The sequence below is a fragment of the Mesorhizobium sp. M7A.F.Ca.CA.001.10.2.1 genome, from assembly GCF_003998575.1.
Classification (GTDB): domain Bacteria; phylum Pseudomonadota; class Alphaproteobacteria; order Rhizobiales; family Rhizobiaceae; genus Mesorhizobium.
Genome location: NZ_RZQY01000053.1, coordinates 1 through 17,254 on the forward strand (window position 1 = coordinate 1; position 17,254 = coordinate 17,254).

At 64.1% G+C, this 17,254-nt stretch carries 19 protein-coding genes; 11 read left to right on the forward strand and 8 right to left on the reverse strand.

Translation table 11 applies throughout. The features are described from left to right. The 3 genes from EN964_RS05785 to hemC all read right to left on the reverse strand — a co-directional run. Nucleotides 1–1,156 (reverse strand): phage tail protein (locus tag EN964_RS05785; protein ID WP_127276238.1); only part of this gene is annotated, 1,156 nt, incomplete at its 3' end. Nucleotides 1,157–1,266: 110 nt separating this feature from the next. Continuing rightward, nucleotides 1,267–1,983 carry a uroporphyrinogen-III synthase gene (locus EN964_RS05790; protein WP_127269868.1) on the reverse strand — a complete coding sequence of 239 codons (717 nt, stop codon included), beginning with the start codon at nucleotides 1,981–1,983 and terminating at the stop codon, nucleotides 1,267–1,269. Nucleotide 1,984: 1 nt separating this feature from the next. Then, nucleotides 1,985–2,911: a hydroxymethylbilane synthase gene (gene hemC, locus EN964_RS05795; protein ID WP_127269866.1), complete on the reverse strand. Its 927-nt coding sequence runs from the start codon at nucleotides 2,909–2,911 to the stop codon at nucleotides 1,985–1,987. 101 nt (nucleotides 2,912–3,012) lie between these two features. Between hemC and tsaD the strand changes: the two genes are divergently transcribed. The 6 genes from tsaD to EN964_RS05825 are packed head-to-tail and all read left to right on the forward strand — an operon-like array spanning nucleotide 3,013 to nucleotide 7,029. After that, nucleotides 3,013–4,098, forward strand: coding sequence for a tRNA (adenosine(37)-N6)-threonylcarbamoyltransferase complex transferase subunit TsaD (tsaD, locus tag EN964_RS05800; protein WP_206517155.1), 1,086 nt, complete (start codon nucleotides 3,013–3,015; stop codon nucleotides 4,096–4,098). Then, nucleotides 4,095–5,117 carry an NAD(P)H-dependent glycerol-3-phosphate dehydrogenase gene (locus EN964_RS05805; RefSeq protein ID WP_127270042.1) on the forward strand — a complete coding sequence of 341 codons (1,023 nt, stop codon included), beginning with the start codon at nucleotides 4,095–4,097 and terminating at the stop codon, nucleotides 5,115–5,117. The genes tsaD and EN964_RS05805 overlap by 4 nt, the downstream gene beginning before the upstream one ends. A 32-nt stretch (nucleotides 5,118–5,149) precedes the next feature. Then, complete coding sequence (locus EN964_RS05810) at nucleotides 5,150–5,446, forward strand: YciI-like protein (protein ID WP_127269714.1); 297 nt, start codon at nucleotides 5,150–5,152, stop codon at nucleotides 5,444–5,446. A 37-nt stretch (nucleotides 5,447–5,483) separates the two neighbouring features. Continuing rightward, nucleotides 5,484–5,909: an EVE domain-containing protein gene (locus EN964_RS05815; protein WP_023811233.1), complete on the forward strand. Its 426-nt coding sequence runs from the start codon at nucleotides 5,484–5,486 to the stop codon at nucleotides 5,907–5,909. Further along, the gene (locus EN964_RS05820) at nucleotides 5,864–6,562 is read left to right on the forward strand and encodes a methyltransferase (RefSeq protein WP_206517149.1); all 699 of its coding nucleotides are present in this window, start codon (nucleotides 5,864–5,866) and stop codon (nucleotides 6,560–6,562) included. The genes EN964_RS05815 and EN964_RS05820 overlap by 46 nt, the downstream gene beginning before the upstream one ends. Nucleotides 6,563–6,612: 50 nt before the next feature. Further along, nucleotides 6,613–7,029: a DUF1761 domain-containing protein gene (locus EN964_RS05825; RefSeq protein WP_127269716.1), complete on the forward strand. Its 417-nt coding sequence runs from the start codon at nucleotides 6,613–6,615 to the stop codon at nucleotides 7,027–7,029. Between the two features lie 99 nt (nucleotides 7,030–7,128). Here EN964_RS05825 and gcvA read toward each other — a convergent pair whose 3' ends face one another. Continuing rightward, complete coding sequence (gene gcvA, locus EN964_RS05830) at nucleotides 7,129–8,064, reverse strand: transcriptional regulator GcvA (protein WP_127269718.1); 936 nt, start codon at nucleotides 8,062–8,064, stop codon at nucleotides 7,129–7,131. Between the two features lie 130 nt (nucleotides 8,065–8,194). On the opposite strand from gcvA, the gene EN964_RS05835 reads away from it, so the two are divergent. Beyond that, the gene (locus tag EN964_RS05835) at nucleotides 8,195–8,461 is read left to right on the forward strand and encodes a hypothetical protein (RefSeq protein ID WP_127269720.1); all 267 of its coding nucleotides are present in this window, start codon (nucleotides 8,195–8,197) and stop codon (nucleotides 8,459–8,461) included. 112 nt (nucleotides 8,462–8,573) lie between these two features. On the opposite strand, the gene EN964_RS05840 is transcribed toward EN964_RS05835, so the two are convergent. After that, the gene (locus tag EN964_RS05840) at nucleotides 8,574–9,110 is read right to left on the reverse strand and encodes a L,D-transpeptidase (RefSeq protein ID WP_206517156.1); all 537 of its coding nucleotides are present in this window, start codon (nucleotides 9,108–9,110) and stop codon (nucleotides 8,574–8,576) included. A gap of 144 nt (nucleotides 9,111–9,254) precedes the next feature. Here EN964_RS05840 and EN964_RS05845 point away from each other — a divergent pair, with 144 nt between their 5' ends. The 4 genes from EN964_RS05845 (at nucleotide 9,255) to EN964_RS05860 (ending at nucleotide 12,647) form a co-directional block, all read left to right on the forward strand. Continuing rightward, entirely contained in the window at nucleotides 9,255–9,938 is a 684-nt protein-coding gene (locus tag EN964_RS05845) for a response regulator transcription factor (protein ID WP_013528898.1), read from the forward strand. A gap of 120 nt (nucleotides 9,939–10,058) precedes the next feature. Next, complete coding sequence (locus tag EN964_RS05850) at nucleotides 10,059–10,514, forward strand: cyclic nucleotide-binding domain-containing protein (RefSeq protein WP_023811239.1); 456 nt, start codon at nucleotides 10,059–10,061, stop codon at nucleotides 10,512–10,514. Nucleotides 10,515–10,691: 177 nt separating this feature from the next. After that, the gene (locus EN964_RS05855; RefSeq protein ID WP_164777089.1) at nucleotides 10,692–11,729 is read left to right on the forward strand and encodes a glycosyltransferase family 9 protein; all 1,038 of its coding nucleotides are present in this window, start codon (nucleotides 10,692–10,694) and stop codon (nucleotides 11,727–11,729) included. Nucleotides 11,730–11,972: 243 nt separating this feature from the next. Next, nucleotides 11,973–12,647 carry a hypothetical protein gene (locus tag EN964_RS05860; protein ID WP_127267332.1) on the forward strand — a complete coding sequence of 225 codons (675 nt, stop codon included), beginning with the start codon at nucleotides 11,973–11,975 and terminating at the stop codon, nucleotides 12,645–12,647. Nucleotides 12,648–12,777: 130 nt separating this feature from the next. On the opposite strand, the gene EN964_RS05865 is transcribed toward EN964_RS05860, so the two are convergent. The 3 genes from EN964_RS05865 to EN964_RS05875 form a co-directional block, all read right to left on the reverse strand. After that, complete coding sequence (locus EN964_RS05865; protein ID WP_127267331.1) at nucleotides 12,778–13,584, reverse strand: exodeoxyribonuclease III; 807 nt, start codon at nucleotides 13,582–13,584, stop codon at nucleotides 12,778–12,780. A gap of 170 nt (nucleotides 13,585–13,754) precedes the next feature. Then, complete coding sequence (locus EN964_RS05870; protein ID WP_127267333.1) at nucleotides 13,755–14,438, reverse strand: outer-membrane lipoprotein carrier protein LolA; 684 nt, start codon at nucleotides 14,436–14,438, stop codon at nucleotides 13,755–13,757. A 151-nt stretch (nucleotides 14,439–14,589) separates the two neighbouring features. Continuing rightward, the coding region (locus EN964_RS05875) for a DNA translocase FtsK (RefSeq protein ID WP_245490630.1) at nucleotides 14,590–17,254 on the reverse strand (2,665 nt) is incomplete at its 5' end.

Genomic DNA, 17,254 nt, shown 5'->3' on the forward strand with positions numbered 1-17,254 from the left:
TTTCAGCATAGGGGCGCAGTGCCGCAAGCTGCGGCGCATCGGGCGAAATCGCCGCGAGGGTTTCGAGTTCGGCCGAAAACGGCCCGCCACGCTCGAGCGCCGCTTTCAAGGCCGACGCCGCGATGGCAAGCGCAACCTTCGGCTGCCCCGCCGCCGCCTCGACCTTGCCGGACAGCTGCGACACAGACTGCTCCAGCGCTGTCAGCCGGCCCTCCTGCGCCGTCGTAGCCTCGCCGGCCGACTTCACCAGCGCGTCGAGGCCAGCCAGTTTCTCGTTGAGCGGACCGAGATCGACCGGCGCCGAGCTGCCGGCCTTGCCGAGGGCGGCGACCGCCGTCTCGATCTGCGCAACCTTGTCGCCCAGTGCGGCGACCCCGGCCGCGTCGCCTGCTCCACCTTTCTCGACAGCCGATTTCAGCGCCGCCACATCGGCCTTGACCTGTTCAAGGCCCGAGGACAGGCCGACCATCTTCGCCGCTCCATCGCCGTTGCCGCCGGCGTCCTTCAAACCGGCGATTTCGGTCTTCAGCGAGGCGATGTCGCCGTTGACGCCATCGAGCGAGACGCCGGCACCGGAACCCGGCGCGCCAAGCAGGCCGGCAAATTGCAGCCCGCCGGCGCCGACCAGCGCGATGACGCCGCCGATGATGCCGGCGGCGACGCCGTTGAGGCCGCCGCGCTTTTCAAGGGGTGGCGCCATTTTCTCGTCCCGTGTCTCGGGTTTCGCCTTGTTGCCGTCGGTCTGCGTGCGCTTCGCCGATGCGTCCTCGAAACTGTAGTCGTAGGCTTTGGTCTTGCCGGCCGGCGCATCGGACGATCCGGGCTCGTCGGACGATCCGGGCTCGTCGGACGATCCGGGATAGGGGATCTCGGCCTCGCTAGCGGGCTTTGTCGCCGCTGCCGACGGCTGCTCCGGTTCGGCCCGGGCGTCGGTATGCTCCCAGGGCTCGAGATCGGTCTGGTCGGCGTGAACCGGCTCTTCGGGAACCTCGGGTTGCGAAGCGTTCGCTGCTTCCTCGGCCTTCGCCTCGTCTGTCCGGGCCTCCTGCGTGGCGGCGTCCTCGTCGGCGATGCGTGAGACGGCGCCCGGCTCGAGATCGATGGTCACCGGCTCGCGGCGGCTTTTCGAGTGTCGCATCTTCGGCGTCTTGACCATGCCTGGGCTCCGCACAATTCGCTTCGTCTCAACGCCTGGCGGCGCATGATGGTTCAGAAAGGGTCTAGCACATCACCAAGCGGTGAAAAGGGGCGGTGTGATGACGCGGCTCAGCGCGGCGCCTGCAAAAGCGCCAGCAGTGCCTCCTCGTCGGGCTGCGCGGCAATGCGGATCCTTTCGCTGGCGACATCGTCGAAGGCTGCGGCGATGCGCGTGGAAAGCGCAAAAACCCACGTTTTTTCGAAGAGACCGCGCAGAGCGGGCCGTCTTGCCAAGGTCTGCATCGCCGCCGCCGCCTTGGCTGAATAGAGCAACACCGCGTCGGCAGGTTGCCCCGACAGGCGTTCGAGGATGACTTCGTCCGAATACCCCATTGTCAGCGTGTCATAAGTCTCGACGGCGTGGACCCGAACGCCCGCCGTCCCGAGCCTCTGTTCGAACGCCGGAAAACGCACGCGTCCGCAGAGGTAGACAATCGTCTTTCCAGAAAAATCGACGGCGAGACTGTCGGCCAGCGCCTCCGCATCGCCCGGGCCTTCACTGACCGACAAAAACCCCGCTCGACGCGCCGCTTGCGCCGTCCTTTTGCCGACCGCATGACAAGGCAAGGCGGCGAGCGTCGCGATGATTTCTTCCGGCGCATGACGCATGGCATTGGCGCTGGTGACGGCCACTGCGACGGCATTGTCCGGGATCAGTCCGGCGGCGACGGGCAACGCCTTTGTTTCGGTCAGGGGCAAAAGAACCGGCTGAAAACCTGCCTCCTCAAGCCGATGCGCCGTGCGCGAAGCACCTGGTTCCGGCCTGGTCACCAGGACGCGAAGCATTTCAGAGCCAGCCGTCGAAGAACTTTTCGCCGGCCTTGGCGCGCACGCTCCGGGCCGCTTCACCGCCGATGCGGGCGGCGTCTTGCGCCGGCCCCTGCAGCTCGACCGTGTGCGACTGCGTGCCGTCGGGCGAGATGATCAGCCCGGCAAAAGACAGTTTTCCGGCCTCGATCGCCGCATAGCCGGCGATCGGCGTGCGGCAGGAGCCATCGAGCGCCGCCAGGAAGGCACGCTCGCAGGCCAGCGCCTGGCCGGTCGGCACATCATGGACGGCTGCCAGCATTTTTTCGACATCGCGGTCGCCGATACGGGTTTCGATGCCGATCGCGCCTTGCCCCGGCGCCGGCGGGAAGACATCGAGCGGTATCAGATCGGTGACGACCTGCTCGAGCCCAAGCCGCTTCAGCCCGGCATAGGCCAGGATCGTGCCGGCGGCGACGCCTTCTTCGAGCTTGCGCAGCCGCGTCTGCACATTGCCGCGGAACATCACCACGTCGAGATCCGGCCGCATCCGGCGGATCAGCGCTTGCCGCCGCAGCGACGACGAGCCGACTTTCGCCCCCCGCGGCAGTTCGGCGATCGTCTTCGCCGCCTTGCCGACAAAGGCGTCGCGTGCATCCTCGCGCGGCAGGAAGGCCGAGAGTTCGAGACCGTCGGGCAGTTGCGTCGGCATGTCCTTCGACGAATGCACGGCGATGTCGATCCGGCCCGCCAGCAGCGCCTCCTCGATCTCCTTGGTGAACAGGCCCTTGCCGCCGGCTTCCGACAGCGGCCGGTCCTGGATGCGGTCGCCGCTGGTCGAGATGACGACCACCTCGAACGCCTCCGCCGGCATGCCATGCGCGGCCATCAGCCGCGCCTGCGCCTCATGCGCCTGTGCCAGCGCCAGCGGGCTGCCGCGTGTTCCGATTCTCAAGATTGTTTGCATGGCGCGCAGTCCGTGATAACCCCCCGGCAAGCGAGGCTTTTCCGGGGTTCTCCTAACGGGGAAAGCCCCATGATACAATCTTTAGGGACAGCGACGAATTGATCCGCGTGCTGGGCATAGAGACGAGTTGTGACGAGACCGCCGCCAGCGTGGTGGCCATCGACAGCGACGCCGCGCCAAAAATCCTGTCCAACATCGTGCTCAGCCAGATCGAGGAGCATGCCGCTTTCGGCGGCGTCGTGCCGGAAATCGCCGCGCGCGCCCATGTCGAGGCGCTGGACGGCATCATCGAAGCGGCGCTTGCCGATTCGGGCACGGCACTCGCCGATATCGACGCGATTGCCGCCACCGCCGGCCCCGGCCTTGTCGGCGGGCTGATCGTCGGGCTGATGACGGCCAAGGCGATTGCCGCTGCGGCGAACAAGCCGCTGATCGCCATCAACCACCTCGAAGGCCATGCCCTGACCGCAAGGCTGACCGACGGGCTCGACTTTCCCTATCTCTTGCTGCTGGTCTCCGGCGGCCATACGCAAATCGTCGCCGTGCGCGGCGTCGGCGACTATCAGCGCTGGGCAACGACCATCGACGACGCGCTCGGCGAAGCCTTCGACAAGACGGCCAAGATGCTTGGCCTGCCCTATCCCGGCGGGCCGAATGTCGAGAAGACGGCACAGGCCGGCAGTGCCTCGCGCTTTGCCTTTCCGCGCCCGATGAAGGGCTCGGCGCAGCCCGACTTCTCCTTCTCCGGCCTCAAGACCGCCGTGCGCCAGGCGGCGAGCGCCATTGCGCCGCTGAGCGACCAGGACGTCGCCGACATCTGCGCTTCGTTCCAGGCAGCGGTGGCCGATGCGCTGGCCGACCGCGTCTCCCGCGCGCTGACGCGCTTTCGCGAGACATTTCCCGGCACGAAAAACCCGGCCCTCGTCGTTGCCGGTGGTGTCGCCGCCAACCGCACGATCAAGATCATGCTGGAGCGGCTCTGTGCCGAGACCGGCTTCACCTTCATTGCACCACCGCTGAAGCTCTGCACCGACAATGCGGCGATGATCGCCTGGGCCGGTGTCGAGCGGCTGCGCGCCGGCATGGCGCATGAGAACGGCTTCGATTTCGTGCCGCGCTCGCGCTGGCCGCTGGATAGCATCTCGGCGCCGATGGTCGGCTCCGGCCGGCGCGGAGCCAAGGCATGAACGAGCGGGCAATGGGCGGCAACGACACCGCGCCGACCGGCTGGCGCGTTGCCGTGCTCGGCGGCGGGGCCTGGGGCACTGCCTTGGCCTTGGCCATGCTGCGCGCCGGCCATTTCGTCCGCCTTTACGCGCGCGACCCGGACACCGTAGCCGCTATCGACCGCGGCGAAAATCCACGCTATCTGCCTGGCATTACGCTCCAGCCCGGCATCGTGGCGACGAGCAACATCCAGGCCGCGCTCGACGGTGCCGACTGCGTGCTGGCGGTGACGCCGGCCCAGTCGCTGCGGACTACGCTGGCGGCAGCGAAGGACCATATGCCGGCCGGTGTCCCGCTGGTTCTGTGTGCCAAGGGCATCGAAAGCGAGACCGGCGCCTTGCTGTCGGCGATCGTCGAAGAAATCCTGCCGCTCAATCCGGTTGCCGCTCTGTCGGGTCCGAGCTTCGCCACCGACGTCGCCCGCGGCCTGCCGACGGCCGTTGTGGTCGCTGCCCGCGACGAGGCATTGGCCGCCGATCTCGCCGCCCGCTTTTCCGCCGAAAACCTGCGCTGCTATTCGAACGACGACCTGATCGGCGTCGAGATCGGCGGCGCCTTGAAGAACGTCTTTGCCATTGCCGCAGGTGCCGTCACTGGCGCGGGTCTCGGTGCCAGCGCCCAGGCCGCCATGGTGACGCGCGGCTTTGTCGAGCTGCGCCGCATCGGCGCTGCCTTCGGCGCCAGGCCCGAAACGCTGATGGGGCTGTCCGGCCTTGGCGACCTGCTGCTGACCTGCTCGTCCACCCAGTCGCGCAATTTCGCCTATGGCCTGGCGCTCGGCCAAGGCAAGCCGCTTGCCGGATTGCCGCTCGCCGAAGGCGTGCCGACGGCGGCGATCGCTGCCCGCATCGCCACCGAGCGCAACATCGACGCGCCGATCATTGCCGCCGTCGCCGCCATACTGGACGGTGCCATCACCGTCCGGCAGGCTGTGACGGCCTTGATGACCCGGCCGCTGAAGACCGAAACCAACGATTGATCCCCACGACTTTGAACGATCAGGAGAAAAAGATGCTGTTTGCTGTGATTTGCAAGGACAAGCCCGGAAGCCTGCAGGTGCGCCTCGACACGCGGCCCGAGCATATCGCCTTTCTCGAAGGGTTGAACGGCGACAAGAAGCTGGCCTTCGCCGGTCCGTTCCTTGATGCCGAGGGCAAGCCCAATGGCAGCCTCGTGGTCGTCGAAGCGTCCGACCTGGCTGGCGCCCAGGCTCTTTCGGCGGCCGACCCCTACGCCAAGGCCGGGCTGTTCGAAAGCGTCGAAATCCGCCCGTGGAACTGGACGTTCAACAAGCCGGCGGCTAGTTAATCCCGGTCGCCCGCGCGACGCCTAGGAGGAGAAAGACATGAACTACTGGCTGTTCAAATCCGAGCCATTCAAGTTCTCCTTCGAGATGCTGAAGGCCAAGGGCAAGGCCGGCACGCAATGGGACGGCGTGCGCAACTACGCCGCGCGCAACAACATGAAGGCGATGCAGATCGGCGATCTCGGCTTCTTCTACCATTCCAACGAGGGGCTGAACGTCGTCGGCATCGCTGAAGTCTGCGCGCTTGCCCATCCCGACACCACCTCGGACGATCCGCGCTGGGAATGCGTCGACATCCGCGCCGTAAGGGATGTGCCGAACCCGCCGACGCTGGAGCAGGTCAAGGCCAATCCGAAGCTTGCCGACATGGCGCTGGTGCGGCTCGGCCGGCTTTCCGTGCAGCCGGTGACGCCGGCCGAATGGAAGGAAGTCTGCCGCATGGGCGGCTTGACGCCGGCTCCGTGACGGCGCTGACGCCCAACAGCGCGAGGCAATTCATTCTCGACAACACGGCGCTGATGGCGCCGCCGCACGTCCCGGAGATCCTGCTTCATCTTGCCGACGAAGCGCATGATTTGTGGCAGCGGACCGAGGATGAGCTGGTCGAGATCGGCCTGCCACCGCCTTTCTGGGCCTTTGCCTGGGCCGGCGGCCAGGGCCTTGCCCGCTATGTCCTGGACAATCCCGGCACGGCGCGGGGCAAGCGTGTGCTCGACTTCGCTTCCGGCTCCGGCCTTGTCGCCATCGCTGCCGCCAAGGCAGGTGCCGCCAAGGTGATCGCAACCGACATCGATCCGTTCTGTGCCACCGCGATCCGGCTCAACAGCGAGATCAACGGTGTCGGGACCGAATTCCTCGGCACGGATTGCATCGGCACCGATGCAGGTTGGGACGTGGTCCTGGCCGGTGATGTTTTCTACGACAAATCTTTCGCGGACCGGCTGATGCCATGGTTCGCAACGCTGAAGGCGCGCGGCGCCGAGATCCTCGTCGGCGATCCCGGACGGTCGTATCTGCCGAAGGCAGGGCTGGAGCCGCTTTCTGTGTATGAAGTGGCCGTCACGCGGGCGCTGGAGGATGCGCTGGTCAAGCGCACGACGGTCTGGCGGTTCGCTTGACGCGATCGCCGAACAGGCGTTCCATCACATACAGATCAGAGGGGGAGCTCATGGATTTTTCAGCAGTGAACTGGCTGGCGGTGGTCGCTGCCGCGATCGCCGCGTGGCTGTTCGGCGCCGCTTGGTACATGGGCCTGAGCAAGGCGTGGCTGAAGGCCGCCAAGCTCGATCCGGCGATGATGAAGAAGTCGCCGCTGCCCTTCGTCATCAGCTTCATCGCCGAACTGGTCATGGCCACCATATTGGCCCTGGTCGTCGGCGCGATGACCGGCGGCGAGCCGACATGGATCGCCGGACTTGTCTTCGGCTTCGTGCTCTGGCTGGGTTTCGTCGCCACGACGCTCTCGGTCAATCACCGCTACGAGAATTTCGGCTGGGACCTGACCCTCATCGACGGCGGCCACTGGCTCGGCGTGCTGCTGATCATCGGCGCCGTGATCGGCTGGTTCGGCGCGGCGGCAACCTGATCAAGAAGGAGTAGGGCAGTAAGGCAGTAGGAAATAGGGGCAGACGGCACCGACGCCTATCCCTACTGCCCTGCCCTACTGTCCTACTGTCCTACTGTCCTACTGCCCTTTGTCCGTGGTCCGCGTCTTGGCGACTTCCTCGAGCATCCATTCGCGAAAGGCGACGATGCGTGGATCGTCGGCGGTATTTTCGGGATAGACCAGGAAGTAGGCGAACTCGGGCGCCACCCGCAGGCCGAGTTCGAAAGGCTGCACCAGCCTGCCCTGGGAAAGGTCGTTCGCCACCATGGCGAAATCGGCGAGCGCAACGGCATTGCCGTCGAGCGCTGCCTGGACGGCATCCGTGGAGTTGCCGAAGACGACGGTCCGGCTGTCGTCGAAATCAGTGATGCCGGCCGCGGCCATCCACATCCGCCAGTTCGGCCACGTCACGCCTTGCCGCGACCATTCAATATGCGCAAGCGTGTGGTTGAAGAGGTCGCGCGGCTCACGCAGCGGCGGACCGGACGTCAAGAGGCTCGGGCTGCACACCGGAATGAGAATGTTGTCGAACAGCCGGTGGGTGCGAAGACCCGGATATTTGCCGGCGCCGAAACGGATGCCGACATCGATGTCATCGAGTTCGAAATCCCGCACTTCATAGGCAATGTCGAATCGCAATTCGATATCGGGGTGATGCTTGCGAAAATCGTCGACGCGTCGCATCAGCCATTTTGACGCGAACTGCGCGTCGAGCGTTACCTTCAAAAGGGCGGTGCCGCGCGCCAGCTTTTGCGCCCGCGAAACGGCCCGGCCAAGCAGGTCGAGCGCGTCGGCCGAGGCGTCGAACAGCACCGTCCCCGCCTCGGTGAGCCGGATCGTGCGGCTGGTGCGTGTGAACAGCACCAGCCCGAGTTGATCCTCGATTTCCTTGATCTGATGGCTGACGGCGGCCGGCGTCAGGCCGAGCTCGTCGGCGGCACGGGTGAAATTGAGGTGCCGGGCCGCTGCTTCCAGTGTCCTCAAGGCACGAGTCCCGGGCAGAAGACGAGCCATCCTATCCTCAAATAAAACTTGATGATCCAGAGAAAACTACTCGTTTCTCGCAGAGATTTCAATCTGGCATCATCCATCCATCGAAACATCATCAAGCCGGATTTGATATCCGGGGAGAACGGAGCACACCATGTCCATCATCGTTTTGAATTCATCGACACCCCGCCCGGCCTGGCTGGCCGAAACTCTCGACTGGCTGCGTCACGCCCGGGTCGCGATACGCCTCGCCCGCCGCGACATTACCTACCAGAACGTCGAGGATCTCTCCGATCGCCAACTGCGCGATATCGGCGGCGAGCGCCGTGACGTCGCTCGCGCAATGGACAGGGAGCTTGGCCGGCTGGGCCTGCTAGACATGGGCTGGCAGAGACCGCGAAGGTCAGGGAATAGGCAGTAGGAAATAGGCAGTAGAGGAAAATTTAAGTCAGCGCCGACAGGTAGCCTACTGCCTACTGCCTACTGCCTACTGCCTACTGCCTACTGCCTACTGCCTACTGCCTACTGCCCTACTATCTCACCACCCTCACCACCGTCCGGTCCGACAGCAGTGGCAGCAGCCGCGCCATGGTTTGCGCCGTGACAGCCACACAGCCTTGCGTCGGCGTGAAGCCGGGGCGCGCCAGATGGAAGAAGATGGCGCTGCCGCGCCCGCGCCGGCGCGGCGACAGGTTCCAGTCGAGCACAAGGCAGGCGTCGTAGAGCCGGTCGTCGCGCCGCATGCGTTCGTGGCTGGCGCCATAGGGTATCTTGACCGGCCTGTTGTAGTTGCGGTCTTCGGGCACTTCGCACCAGCCCAGATCGGGCCCGATCGGCGTCATCGCCAGACGGGTCCTGCGGCCGCTGGAGAACTGATCTCCCCGGAAATACCCCGACAATATCCGCATCGCGGCCAGCGGCGTGGCGCCATCGCCTTCGCGCTTGCCGGCCGAGATGCCACCGCGCCCCAACGCACAGGCAAACACCGTTTTCCCGGCCTGCAACAGGCCCTGGCTTGGATGCCCAGGCCTCGCCCGCACGGTCAGCACACGCAGCCCTTTTCGCAAAATTGCGCCGGCTGCATTGCGATCGTGTTTTTTCTTGTATGATCGTGCCACGGAACAAATCACTGTGAACGGCTGTTGCGCCGGTCAGCTTCCGCATAAACAGGCAGCGGTCAACTGAATTTTCTTTTCAAAACAACGGATTGATCCATGACTTCACGCACCATACTGATCGTCGACGATGATGATGACCTGCGCGGCACACTGGTCGAGCAATTATCCCTTTACGAGGAATTCGACGTGCTGCAGGAATCGACTGCGGCAAAAGGTGTCGCCGCAGCGCGCGGCGGCCTCATTGATCTGCTCATCATGGACGTCGGACTGCCCGACATGGATGGCCGCGAAGCGGTGAAGATCCTGCGCAAGGGCGGCTACAAGGCGCCCATCATCATGCTGACCGGCCACGACACCGATTCGGATACGATTCTTGGTCTCGAGGCCGGCGCCAACGACTATGTGACGAAGCCGTTCCGCTTTGCCGTGCTGCTGGCACGCATTCGGGCGCAGCTGCGCCAGCATGAGCAGAGCGAGGACGCCACCTTCTCGGTCGGGCCTTATACTTTCAAGCCCAGCCAGAAACTGCTGCTCGACCCGCGCGGCGGCAAGGTGCGGCTGACGGAGAAGGAAGCCTCGATCATCAAATATCTTTATCGCGCCGACCAGAAGGTGGTGACGCGCGACGTGCTGCTCGAGGAAGTATGGGGCTACAATTCCGGTGTCACCACGCACACGCTGGAAACCCATGTCTACCGGCTGCGCCAGAAGATCGAGCGCGATCCTTCCAATGCGGAAATTCTTGTGACAGAAAGCGGCGGCTACAAGCTGGTTCCTTAAACATTTCATTATCCAATGAGCGGTCGGGCGGGGCCGCTTTCGGGTACGATCCAGTTGGAGGGTGGTTTGGATCGAACTCGCAGAGGAGGAGTCGGACTGTCGGTTCGGGGACATAGCTAGATGGCGCTGGATGACGACATCCGCGTCCTGTCCGCCGTGAGGCTCTTCGAGGGCTTCACGCAGGAACAATTGCGCCTGCTCGCCTTTGGCGCCGAGAACACCAGGCTGATTGCCAACCACAAGCTTTATCGCGAGGACGACGAGGCCGATTCCGCCTATATCGTCGTCAGTGGGCGCATCGTGCTCTACCGGGAGCAGGGTGGTGAACGCATCCCGATTGGCACGGCAGGCCCCGGCACAATCCTGAGCGAACTGGCGTTGATCGCCGACACCAACCGGTTGACCAGCGCCTCGGCCGAGATCGATTCGGAAGTGATGCGGCTCAGCCGCAAGATGTTCCGCCGCATCCTGGAGGAATATCCCGAGATCGCGGTCAAGCTCCACCAGCGCATCTCGGAGGAATTTCAGGCGATGATCCGCCGCATCGAGGAACTGGCCCCGCGCTTCTCCGGCTGAAGGCTGCCCGCCTGCGAAGCTGTTGTTTCGCGGCCAAAGGCGGAAGCGCGGCAGCGTCCGTTGACAGGCCCGAGGTGAAATCCTAAAGCACCCCGAAGGCGGCCGGCACAGCAGGCGCCATCACCAGGCTCCTGGGGGGAGCGAGCCATGCCGTCAGGGCGGTACGAGACGATTATCTTGTATTCCCGCAATGACGCGTTCGGCGACGGATTGATCCGGATTCCGGCTTTGCGCGCCGCCAGAACGGCATTCCCCGATAGTTTCATCGTCTACGGAACCACCCGGTCGTCGTCCCTTGAACATAGCCTCAATCGCCATGCCGGCCATTTGGTCGATGCGATCAATGTGCGCACGCCGCTGGCGCGCCTGGTCGCCGATCACCGCAAGGGCAAGGGGCGATTGGCCGTTGTCGATTTCCGCATCTCGGCGCGTTGGCTGCTTCAAGCCTCGGCATCACTGCTCGGCCGCGGCATCGCCTATGAGGCAAACTTTCCGGCTTTCGCCCTTTCCTGGCGCCTGGGCCAAAGGCCTGAAGCACGACCCGGGCACAATGCCTGGCGCTACCACCGCCTCATCGAACGCCTTGCCGGCAAGCGGCTGCCTTTCGATCATCGGCTAGAGCCGGGCCCGGCCGCGCGAGCGGCGGCCAGGAGCCTTGCGGACGGCAAGCATGCTCCGTTGATCATTATCGCTGCGCACGGCAGCGCCAGCAAGCGCATGTCGGCGGATCAGGTTGCCGCGATCGCCGACAGCCTGATCGCCGACGGGGCGAACCTTCTCTATGTGAAAACCCCAGGCGATGGTCCCGATATGGCTGAACTGGCTCAGCGCGTACCGAAGCTGCGGCTTGTCGATTCCGCCGCGATCGAAGGTGTCGATATCGGTGACATCTTGCTGGCGCTCGGCGAGTTTGCCGATCTTTACATCGGCGCCGAAGGCGGTACCGCACATCTCATGGCAACCGTGATGACGCCGATGGTTATCCTCAGTGGCGGCGCCAACATGGCCCGTTGGAGGCCGCTTTCGAACTGCGTGGACGTGATCGAATCCCGCCATGCCAGTCCGACCGGTCTGGTCGCCAATGTGCCTGCGCCGACAATCATCGAAGCGGCGCAACGCATGCTGGCGACGCGCCGCCGCGACCATCCCCATCTGCCGGATCTCGCAAACTGTCAGCCCAGCAATTTCGCGACAACGACATGCATGAAGACTTGAAGCGCGCCGTTTGAACTTGAATTCATTTGGTCGCGCTTCGAAGCGCGTTGAGATTCAGGTCGGCCATTTGCAGGCCAGCCTCACCTGAACATCGGCGCCATGGTACAATGGGTTCGGTGGAGCGAAGCGCTGCAACCATGGTGACCACCGGCACAATGCAGGCGGAGTTCTCGGCGGCAGATCTGGCGGCTGTCGCATTTTGGTTCCAATGGAGTTCCTCTCAGTCCTCAATGAGAATAGCAAATGCCAGAGAACAACGCGCTGAACACAAAGCATGGCGGCGAATGGACGATAGCCTGGCGCTTGGTCATACTGACGGCGACGGCGATTAACGTCGCGATGCTCTTAGCCGCTCTGTTCGTTGCGCAGATTCGTGGTCTGGACGCGTGGATCTTTTATCGAGATCCATCTGCGGTCGCCGAAGTCGGCTTCTATACAGGGTGGATTTCGTCCCTGGGTGCTTCACTGTGGATCGGCTCCGGCGCGGTGACCCTGTTTGCTGGCCTGCTCACGCACCGATGGGATTGCACGTTTCTCGGCGGCCTTACCCTGTTCCTGGGGCTCGATGACCTGTTATTGATCCATGAGGACGTGCTCCCCATGGTTGCGATACCAGAGATCGTTGCGATGATTGTCTACGCCGCCGCCGGGCTGTTCTGGTTCTTTCGGCTGCGACGGAAGACATTCGACGGCACGATCGTCTTTGTGGCCGCAGGCTTCCTGCTCGCGCTGTCGGCATCCATCGACCAGATCGGAGATCTGTTTCCTACCCCTGGTTCTGCGGCCGCCATCGCCGAAGACGTCGTCAAAGAGCTTGGCATCTTCCTTTGGGCGGCAGGTGCCGTTGGGTACGCGGCGATGGTGACACGATTGGGCCGTCCGTGGGTGGATCCAGCCGACTCCACCTCTGCCGACTGACTGCCGCACGCGGGCATTTTCGACCAGACTAGAGCATTTCACCGTTTCACGGAAACGGCGAGCTGCTCTAACTCTTTGTTTTGACGCAATTCTAGACGGAAAACCGCTTCACACTTTTCCTAGAATTGCTCTAGTCCAGATCGAACCGCGCGATGACAGGCACATGGTCCGACGGGCGCTCCCAGCCGCGCGCCGGACGCAGGATCTCGTAGCCGGAAAAGCTGGGCACCAGGTTTGGCGACGACCAGACGTGGTCGAGACGACGGCCGCGATTGGACAGCTCCCAATCCTGCGCGCGATAGCTCCACCAGGTGTAGAGCTTCTGCTCATGCGGCACGTTGAGCCGCATCAGGTCGACCCAGTCGCCGGCGCGGCGCATCGCCTCGAAATTTTCCGTCTCGATCGGCGTGTGGCTGACCACGTTGAGCAATTGCTTGTGCGACCAGACGTCATGTTCGAGCGGGGCGATGTTGAGGTCGCCGACCAGCACCGAGCCGGACACCTCGTCATGTTCTGCCCGGATGGCATTCATCTCGGCGACGAAGTCGAGCTTGTGCTTGAACTTCCTGTTGATGACGGGATCCGGTTCGTCGCCGCCCGCCGGAACGTAGAAATTGTGGAGCAGGATCGCCTTGCCGCCGGCCCGCACCGTCACCGAGAGGTGCCGGCTGTCCTCTATCTCGCAAAAGCGTCGCTTTTCGACCACCTCGATCGGTCGCCGCGCCACCGTCGCGACGCCGTGGTAGCCCTTCTGCCCATGGAAAGCGATGTGCTCGTAGCCGAGCTTGCGAAAAGCCTTTTCGGGAAACAGTTCGTCGGGAACCTTGGTTTCCTGCAGGCACAGCACGTCGGGCGCATGCTCGACGAGCAGGCGCTCGACGATCGGCATGCGCAGGCGAACGGAGTTGATGTTCCAGGTGGCGATAGAGAAGGGCATTGGCAATCCAGGACAGCGTGCGACCGGCCAGAACCGATGGGCCCCGGCGGGGAAGACGCCTTTCGACGGAGTCAGTCCGGGAAACTGCCAGCCGCAAGCCGCAAAGACAAGCCGGGCCACGCCCGCTGAGGCGTGACCCGGCGCTTTCCACAGCTATTGGTGCGATTGGCCTAGCGCGCCTTGTTGGTGTTGAGTTCGCGGTTCGCCGTGTAGTCGATGGCGAAAGTATCAGGGGCGAAGCTGACGCCTTCCTTGGTGTTGAAGATCATCACCGTCGTGTCCTTGCCCTGCGCGTCGGTGATCGTCCACTGCCGCAAGTCGAAGGTTTTCGGATCGAACATCATGGTGATCTTCGAATTGCCGAACACCGATTTGTCGGCGAGCTGGATGGTGGTGAGGTCATCCTCCTGCTTGACGCTTTTGACGCGGTCGCCGGAGAGATCGATCCTGTTGTCGAGCAGCAGCTTCAAGGGTGTCTTCGACAGCGGATAGAGATCGGACGTGTTGAGCCTCTTGTTCAGGATGACCACCGACTGGCCGTCTGAAATCACCCGGAAGTTTGAAGAGCCGTCGTAGTTGAAGCGGATCTTGCCTGGCCGTTCGAGGAAGAACTTGCCGCCGGTCTGCTCGCCCTTGGGGCCGAACTGCACGAATTCGCCGCTCATCGATTTGACCGAGGAAAAGTGGTCGGCGATCTTCTGCGCAGCGGTCGGCACAGCCGCCTGCGCCGAAGCCAGCACCTGGAAGCCGGGCACCGCGTTGAAGGCTGCCGCCCCCGCAAACGCCAGGCCGAGGCCCAGCAACTGACGCCGGGATGGAGCAAATGTGCTGAGCGCTGAAAGATCGTTTTTCATGTCGGTCACTCTCATCTGATTCCTGAGTTGTTCTGTGCTTGGACCCCCAGTTAGGCTGAAATTTGGCGGGTCAGACGTCCCTTGGTCGCTTCAACGCCTTGAAAGGTTCAAGGTTGCCGGACCGGGATGTCACAAGGGTCAGGCTTTGTGGTCAGAACTTGTCCTCTTCGGTCGGCACCAGGATCTCGCGCTTGCCGGCATGGTTGGCCGGGCCGACGATACCTTCCTTTTCCATCTTCTCGATGATCGAGGCGGCGCGGTTATAGCCGATGCCCAGCCGGCGCTGGATATAGCTGGTCGAGGCCTTGCCATCGCGCAGCACCACGGAGACCGCCTGATCGTAGGGATCGTCGGAATCCTCGAAATTGCTGTTGCCGCCACCGGACCCACCCTTGCCCGACGGCTCGTCGTCGTCCTCGCCATCATCCTCGGTGATGGCGTCGAGATATTCCGGCACGCCCTGCAGCTTCAGATGCGCAACGATCTTCTCGACCTCTTCGTCAGCGACGAACGGGCCGTGCACGCGCTGGATGCGGCCGCCGCCGGCCATGTAGAGCATGTCGCCCATGCCGAGCAGCTGCTCGGCGCCCTGCTCGCCCAGAATGGTGCGGCTGTCGATCTTCGACGTCACCTGGAAGGAGATGCGGGTCGGGAAATTGGCTTTGATGGTGCCGGTGATGACGTCGACCGACGGCCGCTGCGTTGCCATGATGACATGGATGCCGGCGGCGCGCGCCATCTGCGCCAGGCGCTGCACGGCACCTTCGATGTCCTTGCCGGCGACCATCATCAGGTCGGCCATCTCGTCGATGATGACGACGATATAGGGCATCGGCTCGAGATCGAGGTTCTCGGTCTCGTAGATCGCCTCGCCGGTCTGGCGGTCGAAGCCGGTCTGCACGGTGCGCGAGATCTTCTCGCCCTTCTTGTCCGCCTGGCTGACGCGGGCGTTGAAGCCGTCGATGTTGCGCACGCCGACCTTGGACATCTTGCGGTAGCGATCCTCCATCTCGCGCACGGTCCATTTCAGCGCCACCACGGCCTTCTTCGGATCGGTGACGACGGGCGTGAGCAGATGCGGGATGCCGTCATAGACCGAGAGTTCCAACATTTTCGGATCGATCATGATCAGCCGACATTCTTCCGGCTTCAGCCGGTAGAGCAGCGACAGGATCATGGTGTTGATGGCGACCGACTTGCCCGAGCCGGTGGTGCCGGCGACAAGCACGTGCGGCATCTTGGCGATGTCGACGATGACCGCCTCGCCATTGATGGTCTTGCCCAGCGCCAGCGCCAGCTTGGCCTTCGTCGTCTCGAAGTCACGGCTGGCCAGAATCTCGCGCAGATATACGGTTTCGCGCTTGGCGTTCGGCAGTTCGATGCCGATGGCGTTGCGGCCGGGCACCACGGCGACGCGGCAGGCGATGGCGCTCATCGAGCGCGCAATGTCGTCGGACAGGCCGATGACGCGTGACGATTTGATGCCGGGCGCCGGTTCGAGCTCATAGAGTGTGACCACCGGACCGGGACGGACGGCGATGATCTCGCCCTTGACGCCGAAGTCCTCCAGCACGCCTTCGAGCAGGCGGGCGTTCTGTTCCAGCGCGTCCTTGGACAGGCTGGCGTCGCGCACCACGTTCTTCGGCTCGGAGAGGAAGTGCAGCGACGGCATTTCGAACTTTTCCGAGCCGATCAGCGATGTCTGCGCCTCGCGCTGGACGCGGGCGCCGGGCACGGGGCGCGCCGCCGGCGCCTCGACGCGGGTGGCTGCGTCGGAGCGGAACGGCTGCACCTTGGCGGTCGGCGCGCCGCGGCGTTGCACGACAGGCTCATCGTCGAAATCGGCATCCTCGCCCGCATTGTCGAAGCGGTCGTCGAAGATGTCGGCATCGTCGGGGTCGAGCGAGGCGCTGCGGTCATTGACCATGGCGGCGAAGAATTCGGGCTCGACGCGGGCGCGGCCATCCTGGCTCATCCGCTGCTCGGCGAACTCCGCCGATTCGACCCGTTCGGCGGCGCGCCGCCAGGCTGTGGAGCGCTGCTCCATCTCCGGCTCGTACTCGTCCCGCTCCTGCCTGCGGCGCAAGGCACGGCGGTGCATCCACGCGCGCAGCGACAGCCACCAATGGGTGATGGCGCCGAGCGCCAGGATACCCTCGTCGCCTTCGTCCTCGTCATTGTCGAACAAAAGGTCGTCCTCGCGCGGATCGGCGGCGGGCTCGTCCTCCATCACGGCGAAGCCGTTCTTGCGACCGATCAGCGCCGAACCATGGGCAAAGAGCCACAGCGCGGGTGCGGCCAGCAGGATGGCGATGATGCTGGCGATCAGCCCGGTCGGATAGCCGCCGATGACGACGCCGGGGATCTTCAGCACCATGTCGCCAAACACACCGCCGAGGCCGGTGGGCAGCGGCCAGGTCTTGGGCGGCACAACGCAGCCGACCATCGCCGCGGCCAGCAGCGCGAAGCCGAACCAGGACAGCCCGCGCTTGGGCAGCCTGTCGACGCCGCGCGCGGAAAACAGCAGGAAGCCCCAGATGACCGTCGGAACCAGGGCCGCGACGGCGGCGAGGCCGAAGAACTGCATGGCCAGGTCGGAGAACACGGCACCCGCATAGCCCATGGCATTGGTGACGGTGTTGTTCGTCGCGTGGGAAAAACTCGGATCGGCGACATTCCAGGTGGCAAGGCTGGCAACGCCAAAGGCGGCCAGCGCGAACAGGCCGACGCCGACCAGCCGCCCGACCTGACGCCGCGCGAACGCCTGGATGCCGTGCCCCGTATCGGCCAGCGCAAGCGGTGCTGAAGCCCCTGAA